Source organism: Micromonospora sp. U21, assembly GCF_018070045.1.
Classification (GTDB): Bacteria; Actinomycetota; Actinomycetes; order Mycobacteriales; family Micromonosporaceae; genus Micromonospora.
In genome coordinates this window covers 160,594-178,933 of the sequence record NZ_JAGPYK010000001.1, presented here as the reverse complement: position 1 = coordinate 178,933, position 18,340 = coordinate 160,594, and the positions used below count along the sequence as shown (strand labels likewise).

17 protein-coding genes and 1 pseudogene are annotated in these 18,340 nt (G+C 73.2%); 5 read left to right on the top strand and 13 right to left on the bottom strand.

The window, feature by feature from the left end:
• Positions 1 to 53 precede the first annotated feature (53 nt).
• From gatB to ligA, 5 genes are all read right to left on the bottom strand, one after another.
• Positions 54 to 1,553, bottom strand: coding sequence for an Asp-tRNA(Asn)/Glu-tRNA(Gln) amidotransferase subunit GatB (gene gatB / locus KBX63_RS00940; protein ID WP_210906833.1), 1,500 nt, complete (start codon positions 1,551 to 1,553; stop codon positions 54 to 56).
• 13 nt (positions 1,554 to 1,566) lie between these two features.
• On the bottom strand, positions 1,567 to 3,042 hold the full coding sequence (gene gatA / locus KBX63_RS00935) for an Asp-tRNA(Asn)/Glu-tRNA(Gln) amidotransferase subunit GatA (RefSeq protein WP_210906831.1): 1,476 nt from the start codon (positions 3,040 to 3,042) through the stop codon (positions 1,567 to 1,569).
• Positions 3,039 to 3,344 carry an Asp-tRNA(Asn)/Glu-tRNA(Gln) amidotransferase subunit GatC gene (gene gatC, locus KBX63_RS00930; protein ID WP_210906830.1) on the bottom strand — a complete coding sequence of 102 codons (306 nt, stop codon included), beginning with the start codon at positions 3,342 to 3,344 and terminating at the stop codon, positions 3,039 to 3,041. Before gatC ends, gatA begins: the two co-directional genes overlap by 4 nt.
• A 157-nt stretch (positions 3,345 to 3,501) precedes the next feature.
• On the bottom strand, positions 3,502 to 6,153 hold the full coding sequence (locus KBX63_RS00925; protein WP_210906828.1) for an EAL domain-containing protein: 2,652 nt from the start codon (positions 6,151 to 6,153) through the stop codon (positions 3,502 to 3,504).
• A 148-nt stretch (positions 6,154 to 6,301) separates the two neighbouring features.
• Positions 6,302 to 8,437 carry an NAD-dependent DNA ligase LigA gene (gene ligA, locus KBX63_RS00920; RefSeq protein ID WP_210906827.1) on the bottom strand — a complete coding sequence of 712 codons (2,136 nt, stop codon included), beginning with the start codon at positions 8,435 to 8,437 and terminating at the stop codon, positions 6,302 to 6,304.
• A 209-nt stretch (positions 8,438 to 8,646) separates the two neighbouring features.
• Between ligA and KBX63_RS00915 the strand changes: the two genes are divergently transcribed.
• Positions 8,647 to 9,183: a type II toxin-antitoxin system PemK/MazF family toxin gene (locus KBX63_RS00915; protein ID WP_210906825.1), complete on the top strand. Its 537-nt coding sequence runs from the start codon at positions 8,647 to 8,649 to the stop codon at positions 9,181 to 9,183.
• 116 nt (positions 9,184 to 9,299) lie between these two features.
• On the opposite strand, the gene KBX63_RS00910 is transcribed toward KBX63_RS00915, so the two are convergent.
• From KBX63_RS00910 to KBX63_RS00895, 4 genes are all read right to left on the bottom strand, one after another.
• Positions 9,300 to 9,665: a VOC family protein gene (locus KBX63_RS00910; RefSeq protein ID WP_210906823.1), complete on the bottom strand. Its 366-nt coding sequence runs from the start codon at positions 9,663 to 9,665 to the stop codon at positions 9,300 to 9,302.
• 36 nt (positions 9,666 to 9,701) lie between these two features.
• Positions 9,702 to 10,706 carry a methionine synthase gene (locus KBX63_RS00905; protein WP_210906821.1) on the bottom strand — a complete coding sequence of 335 codons (1,005 nt, stop codon included), beginning with the start codon at positions 10,704 to 10,706 and terminating at the stop codon, positions 9,702 to 9,704.
• A gap of 65 nt (positions 10,707 to 10,771) precedes the next feature.
• Positions 10,772 to 11,845: a tRNA 2-thiouridine(34) synthase MnmA gene (gene mnmA, locus KBX63_RS00900; protein ID WP_210906819.1), complete on the bottom strand. Its 1,074-nt coding sequence runs from the start codon at positions 11,843 to 11,845 to the stop codon at positions 10,772 to 10,774.
• 304 nt (positions 11,846 to 12,149) lie between these two features.
• Complete coding sequence (locus tag KBX63_RS00895; RefSeq protein WP_210906817.1) at positions 12,150 to 13,325, bottom strand: cysteine desulfurase family protein; 1,176 nt, start codon at positions 13,323 to 13,325, stop codon at positions 12,150 to 12,152.
• A gap of 127 nt (positions 13,326 to 13,452) precedes the next feature.
• Here KBX63_RS00895 and KBX63_RS00890 point away from each other — a divergent pair.
• Positions 13,453 to 13,791, top strand: a pseudogene (locus KBX63_RS00890) (anti-sigma factor); the annotation flags it as partial.
• 165 nt (positions 13,792 to 13,956) lie between these two features.
• Here KBX63_RS00890 and KBX63_RS00885 read toward each other — a convergent pair.
• The 4 genes from KBX63_RS00885 to KBX63_RS00870 form a co-directional block, all read right to left on the bottom strand.
• The gene (locus tag KBX63_RS00885; RefSeq protein WP_210906815.1) at positions 13,957 to 14,916 is read right to left on the bottom strand and encodes an electron transfer flavoprotein subunit alpha/FixB family protein; all 960 of its coding nucleotides are present in this window, start codon (positions 14,914 to 14,916) and stop codon (positions 13,957 to 13,959) included.
• A 15-nt stretch (positions 14,917 to 14,931) separates the two neighbouring features.
• Complete coding sequence (locus tag KBX63_RS00880; RefSeq protein WP_210906813.1) at positions 14,932 to 15,711, bottom strand: electron transfer flavoprotein subunit beta/FixA family protein; 780 nt, start codon at positions 15,709 to 15,711, stop codon at positions 14,932 to 14,934.
• Between the two features lie 199 nt (positions 15,712 to 15,910).
• Positions 15,911 to 16,324, bottom strand: a complete 414-nt coding sequence (locus tag KBX63_RS00875) for a hypothetical protein (RefSeq protein ID WP_210906811.1) — start codon at positions 16,322 to 16,324, stop codon at positions 15,911 to 15,913.
• Complete coding sequence (locus KBX63_RS00870; RefSeq protein ID WP_210906809.1) at positions 16,321 to 17,118, bottom strand: GNAT family N-acetyltransferase; 798 nt, start codon at positions 17,116 to 17,118, stop codon at positions 16,321 to 16,323. The genes KBX63_RS00875 and KBX63_RS00870 overlap by 4 nt, the downstream gene beginning before the upstream one ends.
• A 41-nt stretch (positions 17,119 to 17,159) precedes the next feature.
• On the opposite strand from KBX63_RS00870, the gene KBX63_RS00865 reads away from it, so the two are divergent.
• Genes KBX63_RS00865 through KBX63_RS00855 form a run of 3 tightly spaced genes read left to right on the top strand, consistent with a single transcriptional unit; the run spans position 17,160 to position 18,298 of the window.
• Positions 17,160 to 17,552, top strand: a complete 393-nt coding sequence (locus KBX63_RS00865) for a DUF202 domain-containing protein (protein ID WP_210906808.1) — start codon at positions 17,160 to 17,162, stop codon at positions 17,550 to 17,552.
• A complete protein-coding gene (locus KBX63_RS00860) occupies positions 17,549 to 17,854 on the top strand; it encodes a DUF202 domain-containing protein (RefSeq protein ID WP_210906806.1) in 306 nt (101 codons plus the stop codon). Before KBX63_RS00865 ends, KBX63_RS00860 begins: the two co-directional genes overlap by 4 nt.
• 27 nt (positions 17,855 to 17,881) lie before the next feature.
• Positions 17,882 to 18,298, top strand: coding sequence for a PLD nuclease N-terminal domain-containing protein (locus KBX63_RS00855; protein ID WP_210906804.1), 417 nt, complete (start codon positions 17,882 to 17,884; stop codon positions 18,296 to 18,298).
• Positions 18,299 to 18,340: the final 42 nt, after the last annotated feature.

Below are 18,340 nucleotides of genomic sequence, written 5' to 3'. Positions count from 1 at the left end.
GGAAGGGCCCCTTCTTATCGCCTGGTGCATAAGAAGGGGCCCTTCCCAACCGCTCAGCCCTGGACGCCGAGGCGCTCCAGAACCAGCTCGCGGACGGTCTTCGCGTCGGCCTGGCCGCGCGTGGTCTTCATGACCGCGCCGACCAGCGCGCCGGCCGCCGCGACCTTGCCGCTACGGATCTTGTCGGCGATGCCGGGGTTGGCGGCGATCGCCTCGTCCACCGCGGCGGTGAGCGCGCCGGTGTCCGACACGACCTCCAGGCCGCGGTTGGTCATGATCTCGGTGGGCGAGCCCTCGCCGTCGACCACGCCTTCCAGCACCGTGCGGGCCATCTTGTCGTTGAGCTTTCCGGCGTCGACCAGGCCCTGCAACTCGGCGACCTGCCCAGGGGTGGCGCCGATGTCGGCCAGCTCCACGCCGCTCTCGTTGGCCCGGCGGGACAGCTCGCCGAGCCACCACTTACGGGCGGCGGCCGGCGTGGTGCCGGCGGCGACGGTCGCCTCGATCAGCTCGACCGCACCGGCGTTCAGCACCGACTGCATGTCCAGGTCGGACAGCCCCCACTGCTGCTGGAGCCGGCGCCGGTGCACCCGGGGCAGCTCCGGCAGGGCGGCCTTCAGCTCGGCGACCCAGGCCGGGTCCGGGGCGATCGGCACCAGGTCCGGCTCCGGGAAGTACCGGTAGTCGGTCGCGGTCTCCTTGGAGCGCCCCGGCGTGGTGTCGCCGGTGTCCTCGTGGAAGTGCCGGGTCTCCTGCGTGATCCGGACGCCGGCGTCCAGCACCGAGGCCTGCCGCAGCATCTCCGAGCGGACCGCCCGCTCCACCGAGCGCAGCGAGTTGACGTTCTTGGTCTCGGTGCGGGTGCCCCACTCCTGCCCCGGCAGGTTGAGCGAGGTGTTCACGTCGCAACGCAGCGAACCCTCCTCCATCCGCACGTCCGAGACACCGAGGGTGCGGATCACGTCCCGCAGCTCGGTGACGTACGCCCGGGCCACGTCGGGGGCGAGCGCGCCGGTGCCCGGAATGGGCCTGGTGACGATCTCGACCAGCGGAATGCCGGCCCGGTTGTAGTCGACCAGCGACTTGGTCGCGCCGTGGATGCGGCCGGTGGCGCCACCGACGTGCAGCGTCTTGCCGGTGTCCTCCTCCAGGTGCACCCGCTCGATCTCGATCCGCACCGTCTCGCCGTTGACCTCGACGTCCAGGTAGCCGTCGACGCAGATCGGCTCGTCGTACTGGCTGATCTGGAAGTTCTTCGGCATGTCCGGGTAGAAGTAGTTCTTCCGGGCGAACCGGCACCACTCGGCAATGGAGCAGTTCAGCGCCAGGCCGATCCGGATGATCGCCTCGATGGCCGCCTTGTTGGCCACTGGCAGCGACCCGGGCAGGCCCAGGCAGACCGGGCAGACCCGGGTGTTCGGCTCGCCACCGAAGTCGGTGGGGCAGCCGCAGAACATCTTGGTGTTCGTGCCCAGCTCGACGTGGGTCTCCAGGCCGATCACCGGTTCGTAGCGCGCGACGACCTCGTCGTACGCGGGCAGCGTCGTCGTCATCTGGGCTCCTGCCTCACAGTGCCGGTGGGGTGAACGTGCCGACCGCGGACTCCAGCGCGGCGGCGACCCGGTACATCCGGTCGTCGGCCATCGTCGGGGCCATCACCTGCAGGCCGACGGGCAGCCCCTCGGAGAGGCCGCAGGGCACCGAGATGCCCGGCCCGCCGTACAGGTTGGTCGGGATGGTGAACAGGTCGGCCAGGTACATCTGGTACGGGTCGGCGGTGCGCGCGCCCATCGGGAACGCCACGGACGGGGTGGTCGGCGAGATCAGCGCGTCGACCCGCTCGAACGCGGCGGTGAAGTCCCGCGTGATCAGCGTCCGGACCTTCTGCGCCTGCCCGTAGTACGCGTCGTAGTAACCCGACGACAGCGCGTACGTACCGATCATGATCCGGCGCTTGACCTCCGGGCCGAAGCCGGCCTCCCGGGTGAGCGACATGACCTCCTCCAGTGACCGGTTGCCGTCGTCGCCGACCCGCAGGCCGAACCGGACGCCGTCGAACCGGGCCAGGTTGGAGGAGCACTCGCTCGGCGCGATCAGGTAGTACGCGGGCAGCGCGTAGGCGAAGGTCGGGCAGGACACCTCGACGATCTCCGCACCCAGCTTGGCCAGGGCGTCCACCGCCTCGCGGAACGCGGCCATCACGCCCGGCTCGGCGCCCTCGCCGACGAACTCGCTGACGATGCCGAGCCGCACGCCGGTCAGGTCACCGGTCGCGCCGAGCTTCGCCGCGGCCACCACGTCCGGCATCGGCTGCGGGATCGAGGTCGAGTCGCGCGGGTCGTGCCCGCCGATCACCTGGTGCAGCAGGGCCGCGTCGAGCACCGTACGGGCGCACGGGCCGGGGGTGTCCAGCGACGAGGAGAACGCGACCAGCCCGTAGCGGGAGGTGCCGCCGTAGGTGGGCTTCGCTCCGACGGTGCCGGTGACCGCGCCGGGCTGGCGGATCGAGCCGCCGGTGTCCGAACCGATCGCCAGCGGCGCCTCGTACGCGGCCAGCGCGGCGGCGCTGCCGCCACCCGAGCCGCCCGGGATCCGGCTCAGGTCCCACGGGTTGTGCGTCGCGCCGTACGCCGAGTATTCGGTGGAGGAGCCCATCGCGAACTCGTCCATGTTCGTCTTGCCGAGCATCACCGTGCCGGCCTCGCGCAGCCGCTGCACGATCGTCGCGTCGTACGGCGGGCGCCAGCCCTCCAGGATCTTCGACCCCACGGTGGTCGGCACGCCCTTGGTGGCGAGCACGTCCTTCACCGCGACCGGCACGCCGGCCAGCGGGCCCAGCTCCTCGCCGGCGGCCCGGCGCTCGTCGACGGCGCGGGCGGCGGCCAGCGCGCCGTCGGTGTCCACGTGCAGGAAGGCGTGTACCCGGTCGTCGACCGCGGCGATCCGGTCCAGGTGGGCGCGGGTCACCTCGACGGCGGAGGTCTCGCCGCCGGCGACCAGGGCAGCGATCTCCGTCGCGGTCATTCTGGTCAGGTCGCTCATGAGGCCACATCCTCGGTCAGGATCCGCGGTACGCGGAACCGCTGGTCCTCGACGTCGGGTGCGCCCGACAGCGCCTCCTGCGGGGTCAGGCACGGCGTGACCACGTCCTCGCGGAAGATGTTGGTCAGCGGCACCGAGTGCGAGGTCGGCGGGATGTCCGCCGCGGCGACCTCGCCGACCTGAGCGACCGCCTGGAGGATCACGTCGAGCTGGCCGGCGAACGTGTCCAGCTCCTCCTCGGTGACGGCGAGCCGCGACAGGCGCGCCAGGTGCGCGACCTCCTCGCGGGAGATGGCGGCCATCCGTGCCCCCTTCTGATGTCCTGCTGGTCGGGCGGTGTGCCGGCCGCGCGACGGATGGAGCGTGACGCGCGGTGACCGCAGCGAGTCTATTGTTCCGCTCCGGTGCCGCGTCCCCGACTCCCCCTCCGCCGGCCCGTGTGCCGCGTCGGCGGGCGGGTCAGCGGGTGGGACGACGCCCGCCGTCCGGCTCCGGGCCGCCGGTCGGGCGGACCGGCCGGTACCGGGCCAGCCAGGTGACCAGCTCCTCGGCGGGCATCGGTCGGGCGTAGAACCAGCCCTGCGCGGCGTCGCAGCCGGCGGCGTGCAGCATCCGCCAGGTCCGCTCGTCCTCCACGCCCTCGGCGACCACCCGCAGCCCCAGCGCGCCGGCCAGCTCGATCATCGACCGGACGATCGCCGCGTCGTCTGCGTCGTCGGCCATGCCGAGCACGAACGATCGATCCACCTTCACCTCGGACAGCGGTAGCCGGCGCAGGTGTTGCAGCGAGGAATATCCGGTGCCGAAGTCGTCCAGCGCGATGGCCACCCCGATCCGGTGCAGCCGGGAGATCGTGGCCAGCACCCGGCGAGGGTCGGCCATCAGGGCACCCTCGGTGATCTCCAGTTGCAGCCGCTCGGCCGGAACCCCGTATCGGGTCAGCCGGTCGGCGATCTGGTCGGCGATCTCGCCGGTGTGCAGGTCACGCACACTGACGTTCAGTGCCGCCCGCAGCCCGATGCCGGCCGCCGACCACTTGGCGAGCTGCTCCACCACGTCGTCGACCACCCGCCGGGTGAGCAGTCGCATCACCGCGCTCTGCTCGGCGACCCGGATCAGCTCCTCCGGGTCGACCATCCCGCGCCGCGGGTGCCGCCAGCGCAGCAGCGCCTCGACGCCGACCACCTCGCCGGTCGCGATGGCGATCTGCGGCTGGTAGTACATGGTGATCTCGCCGGCGTCGTCGGCCGGCTCATCGCCGGACTGTGCCCACCCGGTCGGCCCGAGCGCCTCGTCCGGGATGCCCGGCCCGACGTCGCGTCCCGGACCGGTGCCGCCGCCGGCCAGCGCGGGCACGGCGCCTCCGTTCGGCGATCGCCGTCCGTTCCCGCCCCCGGCGCGCCGGTCCCGGCCCGGACGCGGGTGGGCGCCGGTGACCGTGGAACGGGTGTTCCGGCCACGGATCGGGTCGGCGCCGGTGGCGATCCGGTTGATCAACTCGTCGGCGTGCACCAGCTCGGTGCCCGGCCGGCGGCGGCGACCCCACCAGCTGCCGCCGGACGGCGGGAGCGCGGCGACCGCCGGCGACGCGCCCGCGTGCGGCGCGGCCTCGGTGGCGCGCAGGTCACCGCTGGGCAGCGCCGCACCATCCCCGCCGCGCACCTCCGCCGCCGCGCCGAGGGGTACGTCGGCCGCCCGCTCGGCGCCACCCGGCTCGGCCGTCCCGGCGTGCCCGTCCCCGTCGGCCGGTCCCGTCGACCGGGCCTGTCCCGCCGGTTCGGCGTCCAGCGGGTCGTCGACTGACGGGCCGGACTCCAGCACCCGGCGCAGATCGGCGAGGAGGCCGAGCCGCTCGGCGGAGTTGTGATCGGATTCCGGCGCGTAGACGGCGACCGTGTCGTTGCGGTGCTTGGCGTCGTACATCGCCACGTCGGCGTGGCGCATCAGGGTGGCGAAGTCCTCGCCGTGCTCCGGGAAGAGGGCGATCCCGATCGAGCCGCCAACGTCCAGCGGTAGCCCGTCCAGCGGCACCGGCTCGGCCAGCGCCGCGACCACCCAGTCGGCCAGGTCCCGCGCCTGACTCGCGTCGGTCAGCCCGGTCATCACGATGGCGAACTCGTCCCCGCCGAGCCGGGCGATCATCTGCGGGCGGGGCTCCACGTCGGTGAGTCTGGCGCTGACCTCGACGAGCAGCCGGTCGCCCACGGCGTGCCCGAGCGCGTCGTTGACGTTCTTGAAGCGGTCCAGGTCGATCAGCAGCAGCGCCAGGTGCCCGTCGGGTTCGCCGCGAGCGGTCCGCTCGGCGTGCAGGTGCACCTGCTCCGCCACCTCGGCCAGCAGGGCCTTGCGGTTGGGCAGCCCGGTGAGCGGGTCCGCGGCGGCGAGGTGCTGCTGCTCGACGGTCAGCCGCGCCATCCGATACACGGCGAAGAGGGGCACCAGCACCAGCGGGATCAGCGCCGCGCTGACCCGCGCGGCGGCGACCAGCACCGGGGAGAGCAGCAGCAGCGAGCCGGTGGAGAGCAGTTCGAAACCGAGGCCCTGCCGTACGGTGGGCCACCACCGGTCGCCGAAGCGCAGTCGTACCGCCCAGCTGACCAGCCCGTAGTTGACCACGAACCAGGCCACCGTGGCGCCGCCGACGGCGACCACGTCCGTCCAGTGCAACCGACCGCCGGAGAAGACGATGCCCGGCCCGAGCTGGAGGATCCCGTACGCCGCGGCGAGGGCGCAGGCGTACTGGCCGACGTTGAACGCCGTCCGCCACGCCGCGTGCCGCATCCGCCAGCCCGAGACGACGACGCCCACCGCCTGCACCGCCACCGCCGGGCCGAGCCCCCAGCCGAGCAGGATCGCGAAGGTGAAGCAGGTGGACGGGAAGACCGCGGAGGACTGCCGGCGCCCCGGAGGCACGAACGGGCGGGCGTCGCAGACCAGCGCGAGCGCGGCCATCGTCCAGAACGCCACCGGCAGCCGGGACAGCTCGTCCGGGAGTGTCGCGAGTGGACCGGCAGCGGTCAACGCGGCGACCGCCAGGATGCTGACGATGAAGGCGGTGAATGGCGCCACCTGTCCGGGCGGGACGGAGTTGCGCGGGTCGGCGACCTCCATCACACCTCCCGACCGACGGTCGGCGTGCCCGTGTGCACGCCGTGACCCAATGAAACGCCCTCAGCCCCGGGTTTCCCGGTATGACAGTCACGAATCGGTCGTAGTCGTAATTAAGTTGGTATGCGCGGCCAGCGGCCGCCGGAGCCGGTCAGCCCTCCAGCCGGGCGACGTCCCGCGCGGCATCCGGACCCGCGTCCAGCAGCACCCGGAACCCGTCCTCGTCGAGCACCGGCACCTTGAGGCTGGCCGCCTTGTCGGCCTTGGACCCCGGGTTGTCCCCCACCACCACGAAGCTCGTCTTCTTGGAGACCGACCCGCTGACCTTGCCCCCGCGGCTCTGCACGGCCTCGGCGGCCTGGTCCCGCGAGAAGCCGGCGAGCGTGCCGGTCACCACCACGGTCAGCCCCTCCAGCGGGCGCGGCCCCTCGTCGACGGCCTCCTCGGCCATCCGTACGCCCGCCTCGGCCCACTTGCGGACCACGTCGCGGTGCCAGTCCACGGCGAACCACTCCCGGATGCTGGCCGCGATCGTCGGACCGACCCCGTCGACCGAGGAGAGCTCCTCCTCGCTGGCCGCGTCGATGGCCTCCATGGAGCGGAAGTGCCGGGCCAGCGCCTGGGCCGCGGTCGGGCCGACGTGCCGGATGGAGAGCGCCACCAGCACCCGCCACAGGTCGCGCTCCCGGGCCACCGCCAGATTGTCCAGCAGCTTGACCGCGTTGCTGCCGAGGCTGCCGTCCTTGTTGACGAAGAACGGGGACCGGGACAGCTGCTCGGCGTCGAGCTGGAAGAGGTCCCCCTCGTCGGTGATGATCTCCGCGTCCAGTAGTGCCGCCGCGCCCTTGTAGCCGAGCACCTCGATGTCGAACGCGCCGCGGCCGGCGAGGTGGAACACCCGTTCGCGGAGCTGGGCGGGGCAGCTGCGGGTGTTGGGGCAACGAATGTCGACGTCGCCCTCCTTGGCCGGTGCGAGCGGGGTGCCGCAGGCCGGGCAGGTGGTCGGCATGACGAACGGCCGGGCGTCGGCTGGGCGCAGGTCGACCACCGGGCCGAGCACCTCGGGAATCACGTCGCCGGCCTTGCGCAGCACCACCGTGTCGCCGATCAGCACACCCTTGCGCTCCACCTCACGGGCGTTGTGCAGGGTGGCGAGCGCGACGGTGGAGCCGGCCACCCGCACCGGTTCGAGCACGGCAAACGGGGTGACCCGCCCGGTGCGCCCGACGTTGACGTCGATGTCGAGCAGCTTGGTGGTGACCTCCTCCGGCGGGTACTTGAAGGCGATCGCCCAGCGTGGGGCGCGGCTGGTCGACCCGAGCCGGCCCTGGATGGACACCGGGTCGACCTTGACCACCACGCCGTCGATCTCGTGCTCGACGTCGTGCCGGTGCTCGGCGTAGTAGGCGATGTACTCGGCCACGCCGGCCAGATCCGGCACCACCCGCCACCGGTCACTCGTCGGCAGGCCCCACGCCTTCAGCGCCGCGTACGACTCCGACTGGGCGGTGGGCTGGAAGCCGCGGCGGGCGCCGATGCCGTGCACCACCAGACGCAGCGGCCGGGAGGCGGTGATCCGTGGGTCCTTCTGCCGCAGGCTGCCGGCGGCGGCGTTGCGGGGATTGGCGAAGGGCGCCTTGCCCTGCTCCACCAGACCCGCGTTGAGGTCGGCGAACGCGGCGATCGGGAAGTAGATCTCGCCCCGGACCTCCAGCAGCCCGGGAATGTCGGGGAACTCGGCGGACGGGGTGAGCTGGCTGGGCACGTCCCGGATGCTGCGCACGTTGGCGGTGACGTCCTCGCCGGTGCGGCCGTCACCCCGGGTGGCCGCCCGGACCAGCCGGCCATCCTCGTACGTCAGGTTGATCGCCAACCCGTCGACCTTCAGCTCGCAGAGGTAGGGCGCCGGGCCTCCCGCGTCCCGCTCGACCCGCTCAGCCCAGGCGGCCAGTTCCTCGTCGGCGAAGGCATTGTCCAGCGAGAGCATCCGCTCGGCGTGGGTGACCGGGGTGAAGTCGGTGGAGAAGGTGCCGCCCACCCGTTGGGTCGGTGAATCCGGCGTGCGCAGCGCCGGGAACTCATCCTCCAGCGCTTCCAGCTCGCGCAGCTGCTGGTCGAACTCGGCGTCGGCGATGGTCGGCGCGTCCAGCACGTAGTAGCGGTACTGATGCTCGGTCAGCTCGCGGCTGAGCGTGGCGTGCCGCTCCCGAGCCTGGGGCGTCGGCTCGGCGCCGGCCGCCGCCTCCTGCGCCGGGCTGACCTGCTGACCGATCTGCTCCTCGGACACACCGCCACCTTCGGACACGCCTGCGACCTCCCTGATCACGCTACTCCGGCACCGTATCGGCCCGGTGGGACAAACGGTCGCCCACCCGCGCCCCGCGTTCCCGTGATCACGACCGGTGGTGTGTGGTTGGCGGGCGGCGAGGTGACCGGCGTGCGAGGATCGCCGGACGACGGGGGCGGGCGGGCCGCCGGACGACGGCGGAGGTACCGATGCCCGAGGCCCTGCTCTGGGCGGTGGCGATCCTGCTGGCGGTGGCGGCCGGCTGGGCGTGGAACGGCTGGCGGCACCGGGCGGCGAACCGGCGCTCGGGCAACCGGCCGGGCTCGACCCGCACCGTCGGACGTCGCCCCGCGCCGCCGCGACCCCGCGCCGCCGGCCGAACGGCCACCGGGCCCCGGTCGCGCGACGCCGACCCGGGGGCGGGCACGCCGGCGCCGGGCGAGATCTGGTGGGCCGACGTGCCGTACGCCGACGGCAGCGGGTCGAAGGTGCGGCCGTGTCTGGTGCTGCGCGCCGACTCCCGGGGCGTCGACGTACTGAAGATCACCAGCCAGGACAAGAGCGACCGGGACGACCACGTCCGCATTCCCACCCGGGACTGGGACCCCGGCGCCGAGCACGACAGCTACCTGAGCCTCACCGAGCCGACCCGGATCAGCTCGGCCGCCTTCGCCGACCGCGCCGGCAACTGCGACGCCGACCTGTGGCGGTCGGTCCGCAGCCTGCACCACCTGCCCACCCGCTGACCGTCCTCCGCCCGCGACTGACCGTAGGCAAGGCCGAACAGCGAGCCAGACGCGCGCAGCGGAGGGTCGTGGGCCACGGCGACCATGATGCCGGGCCACCGTGACCCACGCCGGGGTCAGTCCCAGCAGAGGCAGAACGGGTGGCCGGCAGGGTCGGCGTAGACCCGGAAGCCCTCGCCCTCGCCGGGCAGCCGGCGGGCGCCCAGCGCGAGCGCCGCCTTCTCGGCGGCCTCGATGTCGTCCACCGTCACGTCCAGGTGGAACTGCTGCGGGCGCTCCGGATCGGGCCACGCCGGCGGACGCAGGTTGAGCGCCCGCTGGAACGCCAGGCGCGGCTGGTGGCCGGGCGGGCCGCCCAGCACCACCCACTCGTCATCGGAGTCGCCCTCGACCAGGGGCACACCGAGCAGCTCCGCGTAGAACGCCGCCAACGCCTGCGGATCCGGGCAGTCGATCACCACTGTACGTAGCTGTCCAATCATGACCGTCATCCTGCCCACCGGGTACGACAGGAAACCTCAGTCCTCGGCGAGCCGCCGGCCGGCGTCCCGGCACGCGGCCAGCACCACCCGGGTGTACTCCGGGCCGGCCCCGGCCAGCCCGCAGGCCGGGGTGACCACCACCTGCTGGGCGAGCTGCCGGCGAGGGAAGCCGAGCCGGTCCCAGAGCTGGCGCACCCGGTCGGCCACCTGCGCGGAGGTCGGCGCCTGGCCGGTCGACGGCGGCCGGGTCGGCACGGCCCCGGCCAGCAACCCGAGGCCGGCGTCGATCGCCTCGCCCAGCGGGTCCAGCTCCGTGAGCAGGTCCAGGTCGAGTGCCACCCCGGCGGCACCCGTCGAACGGATCAACTCCAGCGGCACGTCCGGGGCGCAGCAGTGCACCACGGTCGGCACGCCGGCCGCCTCGACGACGGTGCGCAGCAGCGCCGCCGCGTCCGGCGACTCCACCGCCCGGTACGCGCCCAGTCCGCTCTCGGTGGGCACCCGCCCGGCCAGCACGGTCGGCAGCGACGGCTCGTCCAGCTGGAGCAGCACCGAGGCGCGGGGCAGTCGCCGGGCGACCGCCGCCACGTGCGCGCGCAGCCCCTCGGCGAGGGAGCCGGTCAGGTCGCGGACCGCGCCGGGGTCGCGCAGCAGCCGGCCGCCGATCGGCAGCTCCAGGGCGGCGGCCAGAGTGAGGGGGCCGGCCGCCTGCACCTTGATCGGCCCGGCATAACCCTCGGCCTGCTCGGCGAGCTGGTCCAGGTCGCGTTCCATCAGGTCGCGGGCCCGGCGCAGGTCGCGGCCCGGACGCGGGGCGACCCGCCAGCGCCCGGTGTACAGCTCGACGGGCAGCTCGACCAGCAGCCCGGCACTGCGACCGATCAGGTCGGCGCCGGGACCACGGGCCGGCAGCTCGGGAAGGTGGGGCAGCGCGGGAAGCTCGCCGAGGACCACCCGCTGGGCCTCGGCGATGTCGGTGCCGGGCAGCGAACCGATGCCGGTCGCGGCGCCGGCCGGCCAGGGCCACACCTGATCTGTCACGGCGGAAGGGTATCCGGTACGCCCGGTCGGCCGGGCCGCGACGGCCACGACGGTGGTGTGCCGGGTCAGCCGGTGATGGTGGCGGAGCCGAGGACCACGTCGCCGGCCGGGTCCGGCCGGTACGCCACCACGGCCTGGCCGGCGGCGACGCCGCGTACCGGCCGGCGCAGCTCGGCGTGGAGGGTGGCGCCGTCGAGGGCCACGGTGGCCGGCACGACGTCGCCGTGCGCGCGCAGCTGCACCTCGCACTCGACCGGCGCATCCGGGCGCGGGCCACCGGTCCAGACCGGCCGTGCGGCACGCACCTCGGACACCTCCAGCGCCTCGGCCGGGCCGACCGTCACCGTGTTGGTCTTGGGGGTGATGGAAAGCACGTAGCGCGGCCGGCCGTCCGGGGCGGGCCGGTCCAGGTGGAGCCCGCGACGCTGGCCCACCGTGTACGCGTACGCGCCGGTGTGGCTGCCGACCACCGCGCCGGTGCTCGCGTCCACCACGTCGCCGGGCGCCTCGCCGAGCCGGCCGGCCAGGAAGCCGCGGGTGTCGCCGTCGGCGATGAAGCAGATGTCGTGCGAGTCCGGCTTGTCGGCCACCGCCAGGCCACGCTCGGCAGCCTCCGCGCGGACCTGCGCCTTGGTCGAGTCGCCGAGCGGGAAGATCGACCGGTCCAGCTGCTCGCGGGTGAGCACGGCCAGCACGTACGACTGGTCCTTGGCCACGTCGACGCTGCGGCGGAGCAGCCCGTCCGGTCCGACGCGGGCGTGGTGGCCGGTGACCACCGCGTCGAAGCCCAGGGCCACCGCCCGGTCCAGCACCGCGGCGAACTTGATCTTCTCGTTGCAACGCAGGCAGGGATTCGGTGTACGACCGGCCGCGTACTCGGCGACGAAGTCGTCCACCACGTCCTCGTGGAACCGGTCGGCCATGTCCCAGACGTAGAACGGGATGCCGATCACGTCGGCGGCCCGCCGGGCGTCCCGAGAGTCCTCCAGCGTGCAGCAGCCGCGCGCCCCGGTCCGGTAGGTCTGCGGATTGCGGGCCAGCGCCAAATGCACCCCGGTCACGTCGTGCCCGGCCGCCACCGCCCGCGCCGCCGCCACGGCCGAGTCAACCCCGCCCGACATTGCCGCCAACACCCTCACCAGCTGACTCCCTTCCCTCCTCCAGCCTATCCACCCCGTCCCGCGACCCCCCGCGCCCGCACCCCCGGCCGCCCGCCGCTACCCACCGCCACCTCCCGCCGACCCTGCGCCGACCGCGCGCCGGCCTCGCCGATCCCGCATCGGCCGCGCCGACCGCGCGGATCCCGCGCCGATCTAGGGCGAATCGTCGTGATTAGAGATCACTCCACGACGGTTTGCCCTAGATCGACGGGGCCGCAGGGCGGGCGGGGCCGCAGGGCGGGGCCGCGGGGCGGGGGCGGGGCTGGGCGGGGGCTGGGTGCTGTCAGCGGGGGGTACGGGGGGCGGCGGCTCGGCGGGCGCGGTCGACGGCGGCGGGGAGGGCCGCGATGAGGGCGTCGATCTCGTCCTGCGTGCTGGTGTGGCCGAGAGAGAAGCGCAGCGAGGAGCGGGCACGGTCGTCGTCGGCGCCCATCGCCAGCAGTACGTGCGAGGGCTGGGCCACCCCGGCCGAGCAGGCCGAACCGGTTGAGCAGGCGATGCCCTGGGCGTCGAGCAGGAGCAGCAGGGCGTCGCCCTCGCAGCCGGGGAAGGAGAAGTGCGCGTTGCCGGGCAGCCGGTCGACCGGGTCGCCGTTGTAGACCACCTCGGGCACCGCCCGGCGGAGCCGCTCGATCAGGTCGTCGCGGAGCGCGGCCACCCGGGCCGCGTACTCCTGCTGGCCCTTCACCGCCGCCTCGACGGCGACCGCGAAGGCGACGATGCCGGCGGTGTCCAGGGTGCCGGAGCGGACGTCGCGTTCCTGCCCGCCGCCGTGCAGCAGTGGTGTGGCCGCCACGTCCCGGGCGAGCAGCAGCGCGCCCACCCCGGTCGGGCCACCCAGCTTGTGCCCGGTGACGGTCAGCGCGGCGACCCCGCTCGCGGCGAAGTCGACCGGCACCTGCCCGACGGCCTGGATGGCGTCGGTGTGGAACGGCACGCCGTGCTCGGCGGCGACGGTGGCCAGCTCGGCCACCGGCTGGACGGTGCCGACCTCGTTGTTCGCCCACATCGCGGTGACCACGGCCACCTGGTCGGCGTGCGCCGCCAGCTCGGCGCGCAGGTCGTCCGGGTCGAGCCGACCGGCTGCGTCCACCGGCAGCCAGCCGACCTCGGCTCCCTCGTGCTCGGCCAGCCAGTCGACCGCGTCCAGCACGGCGTGGTGCTCGACGGCGCTGGAGACCACTCGCCGGCGGTCGGGGCCGGCTCCACGCCGGGCCCAGAAGATGCCCTTGACCGCGAGGTTGTCGCTCTCCGTACCGCCACCAGTGAAAATCACCTCGGATGGCCGGGCGCCCAGCACGGCGGCCACCCGCTCGCGCGACTCCTCGACCCGGCGGCGGGCACGGCGACCCGCCGCGTGCAGGGAGGACGCGTTGCCGACCTCGCGGGCGGTGGCGACGTACGACTCCAGTGCCTCGTCGAGCATCGGAGTGGTCGCCGCGTGATCCAGATAAGCCATCACCGTTCAGCCTACGGCCGACAGGTCGGAGACCGGATGGCGGAGGGGACTCCAGACCCGCGGCCCCCCGCCCGACGCGGTAGGGCCGGGGCGGTAGGAGGGTTCCTCTCACCACCCGACGTCCGCACCGACGCAGCCGGTGGTGGCCAGTGCGCCGCTGGCGGCGTACGGATCGACGCCGCCGGACGCCAAGGGCGACGCTCGCATCTTCCAGAACGGCCAACTACATCTGCACGTGGCGAATCTCCCGCGCGTGCCGGGGTACTACGAAGTCTGGCTCATCAACCCGACGACGATGCAGATGTTCTCGGTCGGCACCCTCGGTGGCGGCTCGGACGCCCTGCTACCACTGCCCCCCAACGTCGACCTGGACAGCTACTCGGTGGTCGACATCTCCGCCGAGCGGTACGACAACAAGCCCGCCCACTCCGGCGACAGCCTGCTGAGGGGCACCCTGACGGGCTGATCGGCGGGCCGGCTCAGCTCCCCGGCCCGCCGATCAGCTCCCTTCCACCGCAAAGCGAGAAGTGGGGGGCCCCTGGACACCGCCGCCTCGACGGCGACCGCGAAGGCGACGATGCCGGGCGGCCACTTCTCGTCGTACCGGTCCGGGGCTACGCCCCCGGAATCGTCACTTGCGCTTGCGGATCTCCTCGGCGGCCTGCGGGACGACCTTGAACAGGTCGCCCACCACGCCGAAGTCGGCCAGCTCGAAGATCGGCGCCTCGCCGTCCTTGTTGACCGCGACGATGGTCTTCGAGGTCTGCATGCCGGCGCGGTGCTGGATGGCACCGGAGATGCCGAGCGCGACGTAGAGCTGCGGAGAAACCGTCTTGCCGGTCTGGCCCACCTGGAACTGGTGGGGGTAGAAGCCGGAGTCGACCGCGGCGCGGGAAGCGCCGACGGCGCCGCCGAGCAGGTCGGCCAGCTCCTCGACCAGCTTGAAGTTGTCGGCGTTGCCGACGCCGCGACCGCCGGAGACGACCACGCCGGCCTCGGTCAGCTCGGGGCGGGAGCCCTTCTGCTCGGCGATCCGGTCGACGACCTTGGCCAGCTTGTCGGTGTCGGTGACCGACACGGTGAGCTGCTCGATCGCCGGGGTGGCCGCGGCCGGGGTCGGGTTGACCGAGTTGGGCCGGACGGTGACCAGCGGCAGGCCCCTGGTGACCTTGGACTTGACGATGGCGGAGCCGGCGAAGGCGACCTGCGTGGCGGTGCCGTCGGCGTCCAGGCCGACAACGTCGGTCAGGATGCCGTTGTCCAGTTTGACGGCGAGCCGGGCCGCGATCTCCTTGCCCTCCTGCGCCGACGCCAGCAGCACGGCGGCCGGCTGCACCCGCTTGACCAGCTCGGCCAGCACGGTGGCCTTGGGAGCCACCAGGTAGCCGTCGATCTCGTCACCCTCGGCGGCGTAGATCTTCTCCGCGCCGTACTCGCCCAGCTTGGCGCTCAGCGCCTCCGCGGCGCCAGCGCCGCCGAGCACCACCGCGCTCGGGGTGCCCAGCTCGCGGGCGAGGGTGAGCATCTCCAGGGTGACCTTCTTGACGCCGAATTCCTTGGTGGCTTCGACGACGACGAGAACCTCAGACATGTCCAGACCCCGCTCTCACACGAACTTCTCGGTAGCGAGGAACTCGACCAGCTTGACGCCGCCCTCGCCCTCGTCGGTGATCTTGGCGCCGCCGGAGCGCGGCGGGCGCTTGGTGTGCTCCACCACGGCGCTGGTGGCGCCGTCGAAGCCAACCTCGGTCGGCGCGACGCCGAGGTCGACCAGGGAGAGCGTCTGCACCGGCTTCTTCTTGGCGGCCATGATGCCCTTGAAGGAGGGGTAGCGCGGCTCGTTGATGGTGTCCCAGACGGAGACCACGGCCGGGGTGGCGGCGGTGACCACCTCGTAGCCCTCCTCGGTCTGCCGCTCGACGGTCAGCGTGCCGCCGTCGACGGTGAGCTTGCGGGCGCCGGTCAGCGCCGCGACCCCGAGCCGCTCGGCGATCATGTGCGGCATGACCTGGACCCGGCCGTCGGTGGACTCGGCGCCGCAGATCACCAGGTCGGCGTTGAGCTGACCGAGCGCGGCGGCGAGCACCTTCGAGGTGGCCACCGCGCAGGAACCGTGCAGGGCGTCGTCCACCACGTGCACGGCCTTGTCCGGGCCCATGGAGAGCGCCTTGCGGATCGACTCGGTCGCCCGGTCCGGACCCATGATCAGGATGGTGACCTCGCCACCGTGCGCCTCCTTGATCTTCAGCGCCTCCTCGATGGCGTACTCGTCCATCTCATTGATCACGTTGTTCGCCGAACCGCGGTCGACGGTGTTGTCGTCATTGCGCAGGTTGCGGTCCGCGCCCGAATCAGGCACCTGCTTGACGAGTACGACGATATTCATCGCGCTTCGACGACCCTCCTGTGTGGTGTTGCGATTCGCTCGCCCGGTCTCGGGCGCAGCCTCGCGCGTCGGTCGACGCCCGGTCAACCGCGAGCTGCTGTGCGGTTGCCCACGGCGCAATGTTACCTGCCAGTAAGTTGCGGGCCCCGGGGCACTCAGAGTGACACAGCTCACTGAAGCCGGCAGCAGCACAGGCCGGTCAGGCCGGCCCGGCCAGCGCCTCCCGGATCCGGTCGATGACCGCCGCCTCCGCCGGTGCCACCCCGTCGTGCGCCCGGGCCACCCGGTCCGCCGCGGCCAACACCACCGCGCGGTACGCGTCCACGTCCGCCGGTGACTTCTCCCGCAGGATCCGCATCGCCCGGTCGAGAGCCGGCAGCACCACCGACTCGATCTCCAACTGGGAGTCCCGGGGCAGCCGGGGCAGCGGACCGCTGGTCAACGCCTCCTTGACCACCCCGCTGGCGTCGGCCAGCGCGCCGGAGGCGGCGACGCTCTCCCGGATCACGCCCAACATGCCCGGATCGGCGTTGGAGACCAGGAAGACGGCCCCGAACGCGCCCGTCTTGAGGGTCAGCCGCTCCTCGTCCGTCAACCGCTGCTCCATGATCACGGAGTGTAGACGTACGGAGTGGTGGTGGTGACCGGGACGAGACCGAGCCGCTGCAGGATCGGTCGGCTGTCCTCGGACGCGTCGACCTGCAGCATCGTCCGGCCCCGCTGGTCGGCCAGCCGCGCCCGGTAGGTGACCAGCGCCCGGTAGATGCCCTTGCGACGCCACTGCGGCAGGGTGGAGCCGCCCCAGAGGGTGCCGAAGCCGGTGTTCGCCGGGAAGCGCACCCACCCGGCGCTCACCACCGTGCCGCCCGCCTCGGCCACCACCACGGTGATCGAGTGCGGGTCGGCGTCGATCTCCTTGGCCAGCCCCCGGACGAGGTGCGAGCGGTCCTCCTGCCAGACCTCCTCCTCCATGACGGCGATCCGCTCCAGGTCGGCCCGGGAGGTCACCTCACGCAGGCGTACCCCCTCGGGGGTGACCGGCAGCGCGGCCGCCAGCGCCGCGACCGGCCCGACCACCACGGTCTCCCGCTCCTGCGCCACGAAGCCGGCGGCGCGCAACCGGTCCGCCAGATCCGCCGGCTCGTCGTGCTCGTTGAGCTTCCACTCCACCGACTGGCCGCGCTGACGGAACAGCTCCACCTGACGGGCGATCAGCTCATCCAGCGCGTCGCCGGTCAACCCGCTCAGGTCGCGGTAGGTGAGGAATCCGCCGGCGTCGAGCCCGATGATCCGGACCAGCGGCCCGTCCCGCTCCACCGTCACCCCGGCCGGGACCGGGTCCGGGATCTCCGGGCGGAGCTGGTTGTCGTAGGCGGCGCGCAACGTCATCACGTCAAGGTCGGTCACCGGCTCAGGTTAAGCGGCAGGACAAGCGGATAATCGGCAGCGTGTGGGAAGCGATCAGGCGATGGTTCGACCCGGCGGACCTACGCTCGGTCGGCGAGGCACCCGACTACCGCTTCTCCCTGGCCAACGAGCGCACCTTCCTGGCCTGGCTGCGCACCGGCCTGGCGCTGGTCGGCGGCGGGCTGGCCACCGCGCAGTTCCTGCCGCCGCTGCCGCTGACCCACCTGCGGGAGGTGATCTCCGTCGCGCTGCTGCTGCTCGGCGGCGCCGTCGCCGTCCGCTCGGTGGATCACTGGGCGCGCACCGAACGGGCCATCCGACTCGGGCAGGAGCTGCCCGCCTCCCGTTTCCCCGCCATCCTCGCTCTCGCCGTCGGTGTCGGCGCGGTGCTGCTGGTGGTCGCTGTGCTCGCCCGGACGATCGGCGAGGGGTGAGCGCCGGGCGCGACCCGGGGCTGCAACCGGAGCGGACCCGGCTGGCCTGGCGGCGCACCATGCTGACGCTGACGGTGGTGACCGCGCTCGCCGTCCGCCTGGGCTCGACCGGCGACCCGACCGATGCGTGGATCGCCGGCATCGCCGCGCTGCTCTGGGGGGCCGTGCTCATGCTCTGCTGGCCCTGGGGCAGCGGCAGCGGGCCGGTGCGCACCGGCGGCCCGAGGCTGCCCCTGGCCGCGTCGGCCACCCTCGGGCTCGCGCTGCTGGGTGCGCTGCTGGTTGTTCGCGGACTGTGGTGACGGGACCGGGTGCGCCATGATAGGCGTATGGCCCGGCTCTACGTACTCCTCTTCCTGGTGCAGATCGTCCTGGCGGTCTGCGCGCTGATCAGTTGTCTCTCCGCCGAGGAGGGCCAGATCCGCGCCCTGCCCCGGATCGCCTGGGTGCTGATCATCCTGTTCTTCCCGCTGGTCGGTTCGATCGCCTGGTTCGTCGCCGGCCGGGAGCCCGGCTCCGGCACCCGCAAGCCCTGGCCGGCCGGCACCGGCTCCACCGAGCGGCCGCGCCGCCGCCCGGTCGCCCCCGACGACGACCCGGAGTTCCTCCGCTCCGTGCAGGACCGCGCCCAGCAGCAGGACCAGGAGCTCTTCCGCCGCTGGGAGGAAGACCTGCGCCGGCGCGAGGACGACCTGCGCCGCCACGACGGCGAGCCGCCGCGCGAGGGTGACCGGCCGGAGGTGTGAGACCAGCCGCGCCTGGCCGTCGCACTCCGGCGGGTCACGGCG

Coding starts and splice junctions, on each gene's coding strand:
- gatB (WP_210906833.1), bottom strand. CDS start 1,553: ATGACGACGACGCTGCCCGCGTACGACGAGGTCGTCGCGCGCTACGAA.
- gatA (WP_210906831.1), bottom strand. CDS start 3,042: ATGAGCGACCTGACCAGAATGACCGCGACGGAGATCGCTGCCCTGGTC.
- gatC (WP_210906830.1), bottom strand. CDS start 3,344: ATGGCCGCCATCTCCCGCGAGGAGGTCGCGCACCTGGCGCGCCTGTCG.
- KBX63_RS00925 (WP_210906828.1), bottom strand. CDS start 6,153: ATGGAGGTCGCCGACCCGCGCAACTCCGTCCCGCCCGGACAGGTGGCG.
- KBX63_RS00915 (WP_210906825.1), top strand. CDS start 8,647: ATGCCCGAGGCCCTGCTCTGGGCGGTGGCGATCCTGCTGGCGGTGGCG.
- KBX63_RS00910 (WP_210906823.1), bottom strand. CDS start 9,665: ATGATTGGACAGCTACGTACAGTGGTGATCGACTGCCCGGATCCGCAG.
- KBX63_RS00895 (WP_210906817.1), bottom strand. CDS start 13,325: ATGGCTTATCTGGATCACGCGGCGACCACTCCGATGCTCGACGAGGCA.
- KBX63_RS00885 (WP_210906815.1), bottom strand. CDS start 14,916: ATGTCTGAGGTTCTCGTCGTCGTCGAAGCCACCAAGGAATTCGGCGTC.
- KBX63_RS00880 (WP_210906813.1), bottom strand. CDS start 15,711: ATGAATATCGTCGTACTCGTCAAGCAGGTGCCTGATTCGGGCGCGGAC.
- KBX63_RS00855 (WP_210906804.1), top strand. CDS start 17,882: ATGGCCCGGCTCTACGTACTCCTCTTCCTGGTGCAGATCGTCCTGGCG.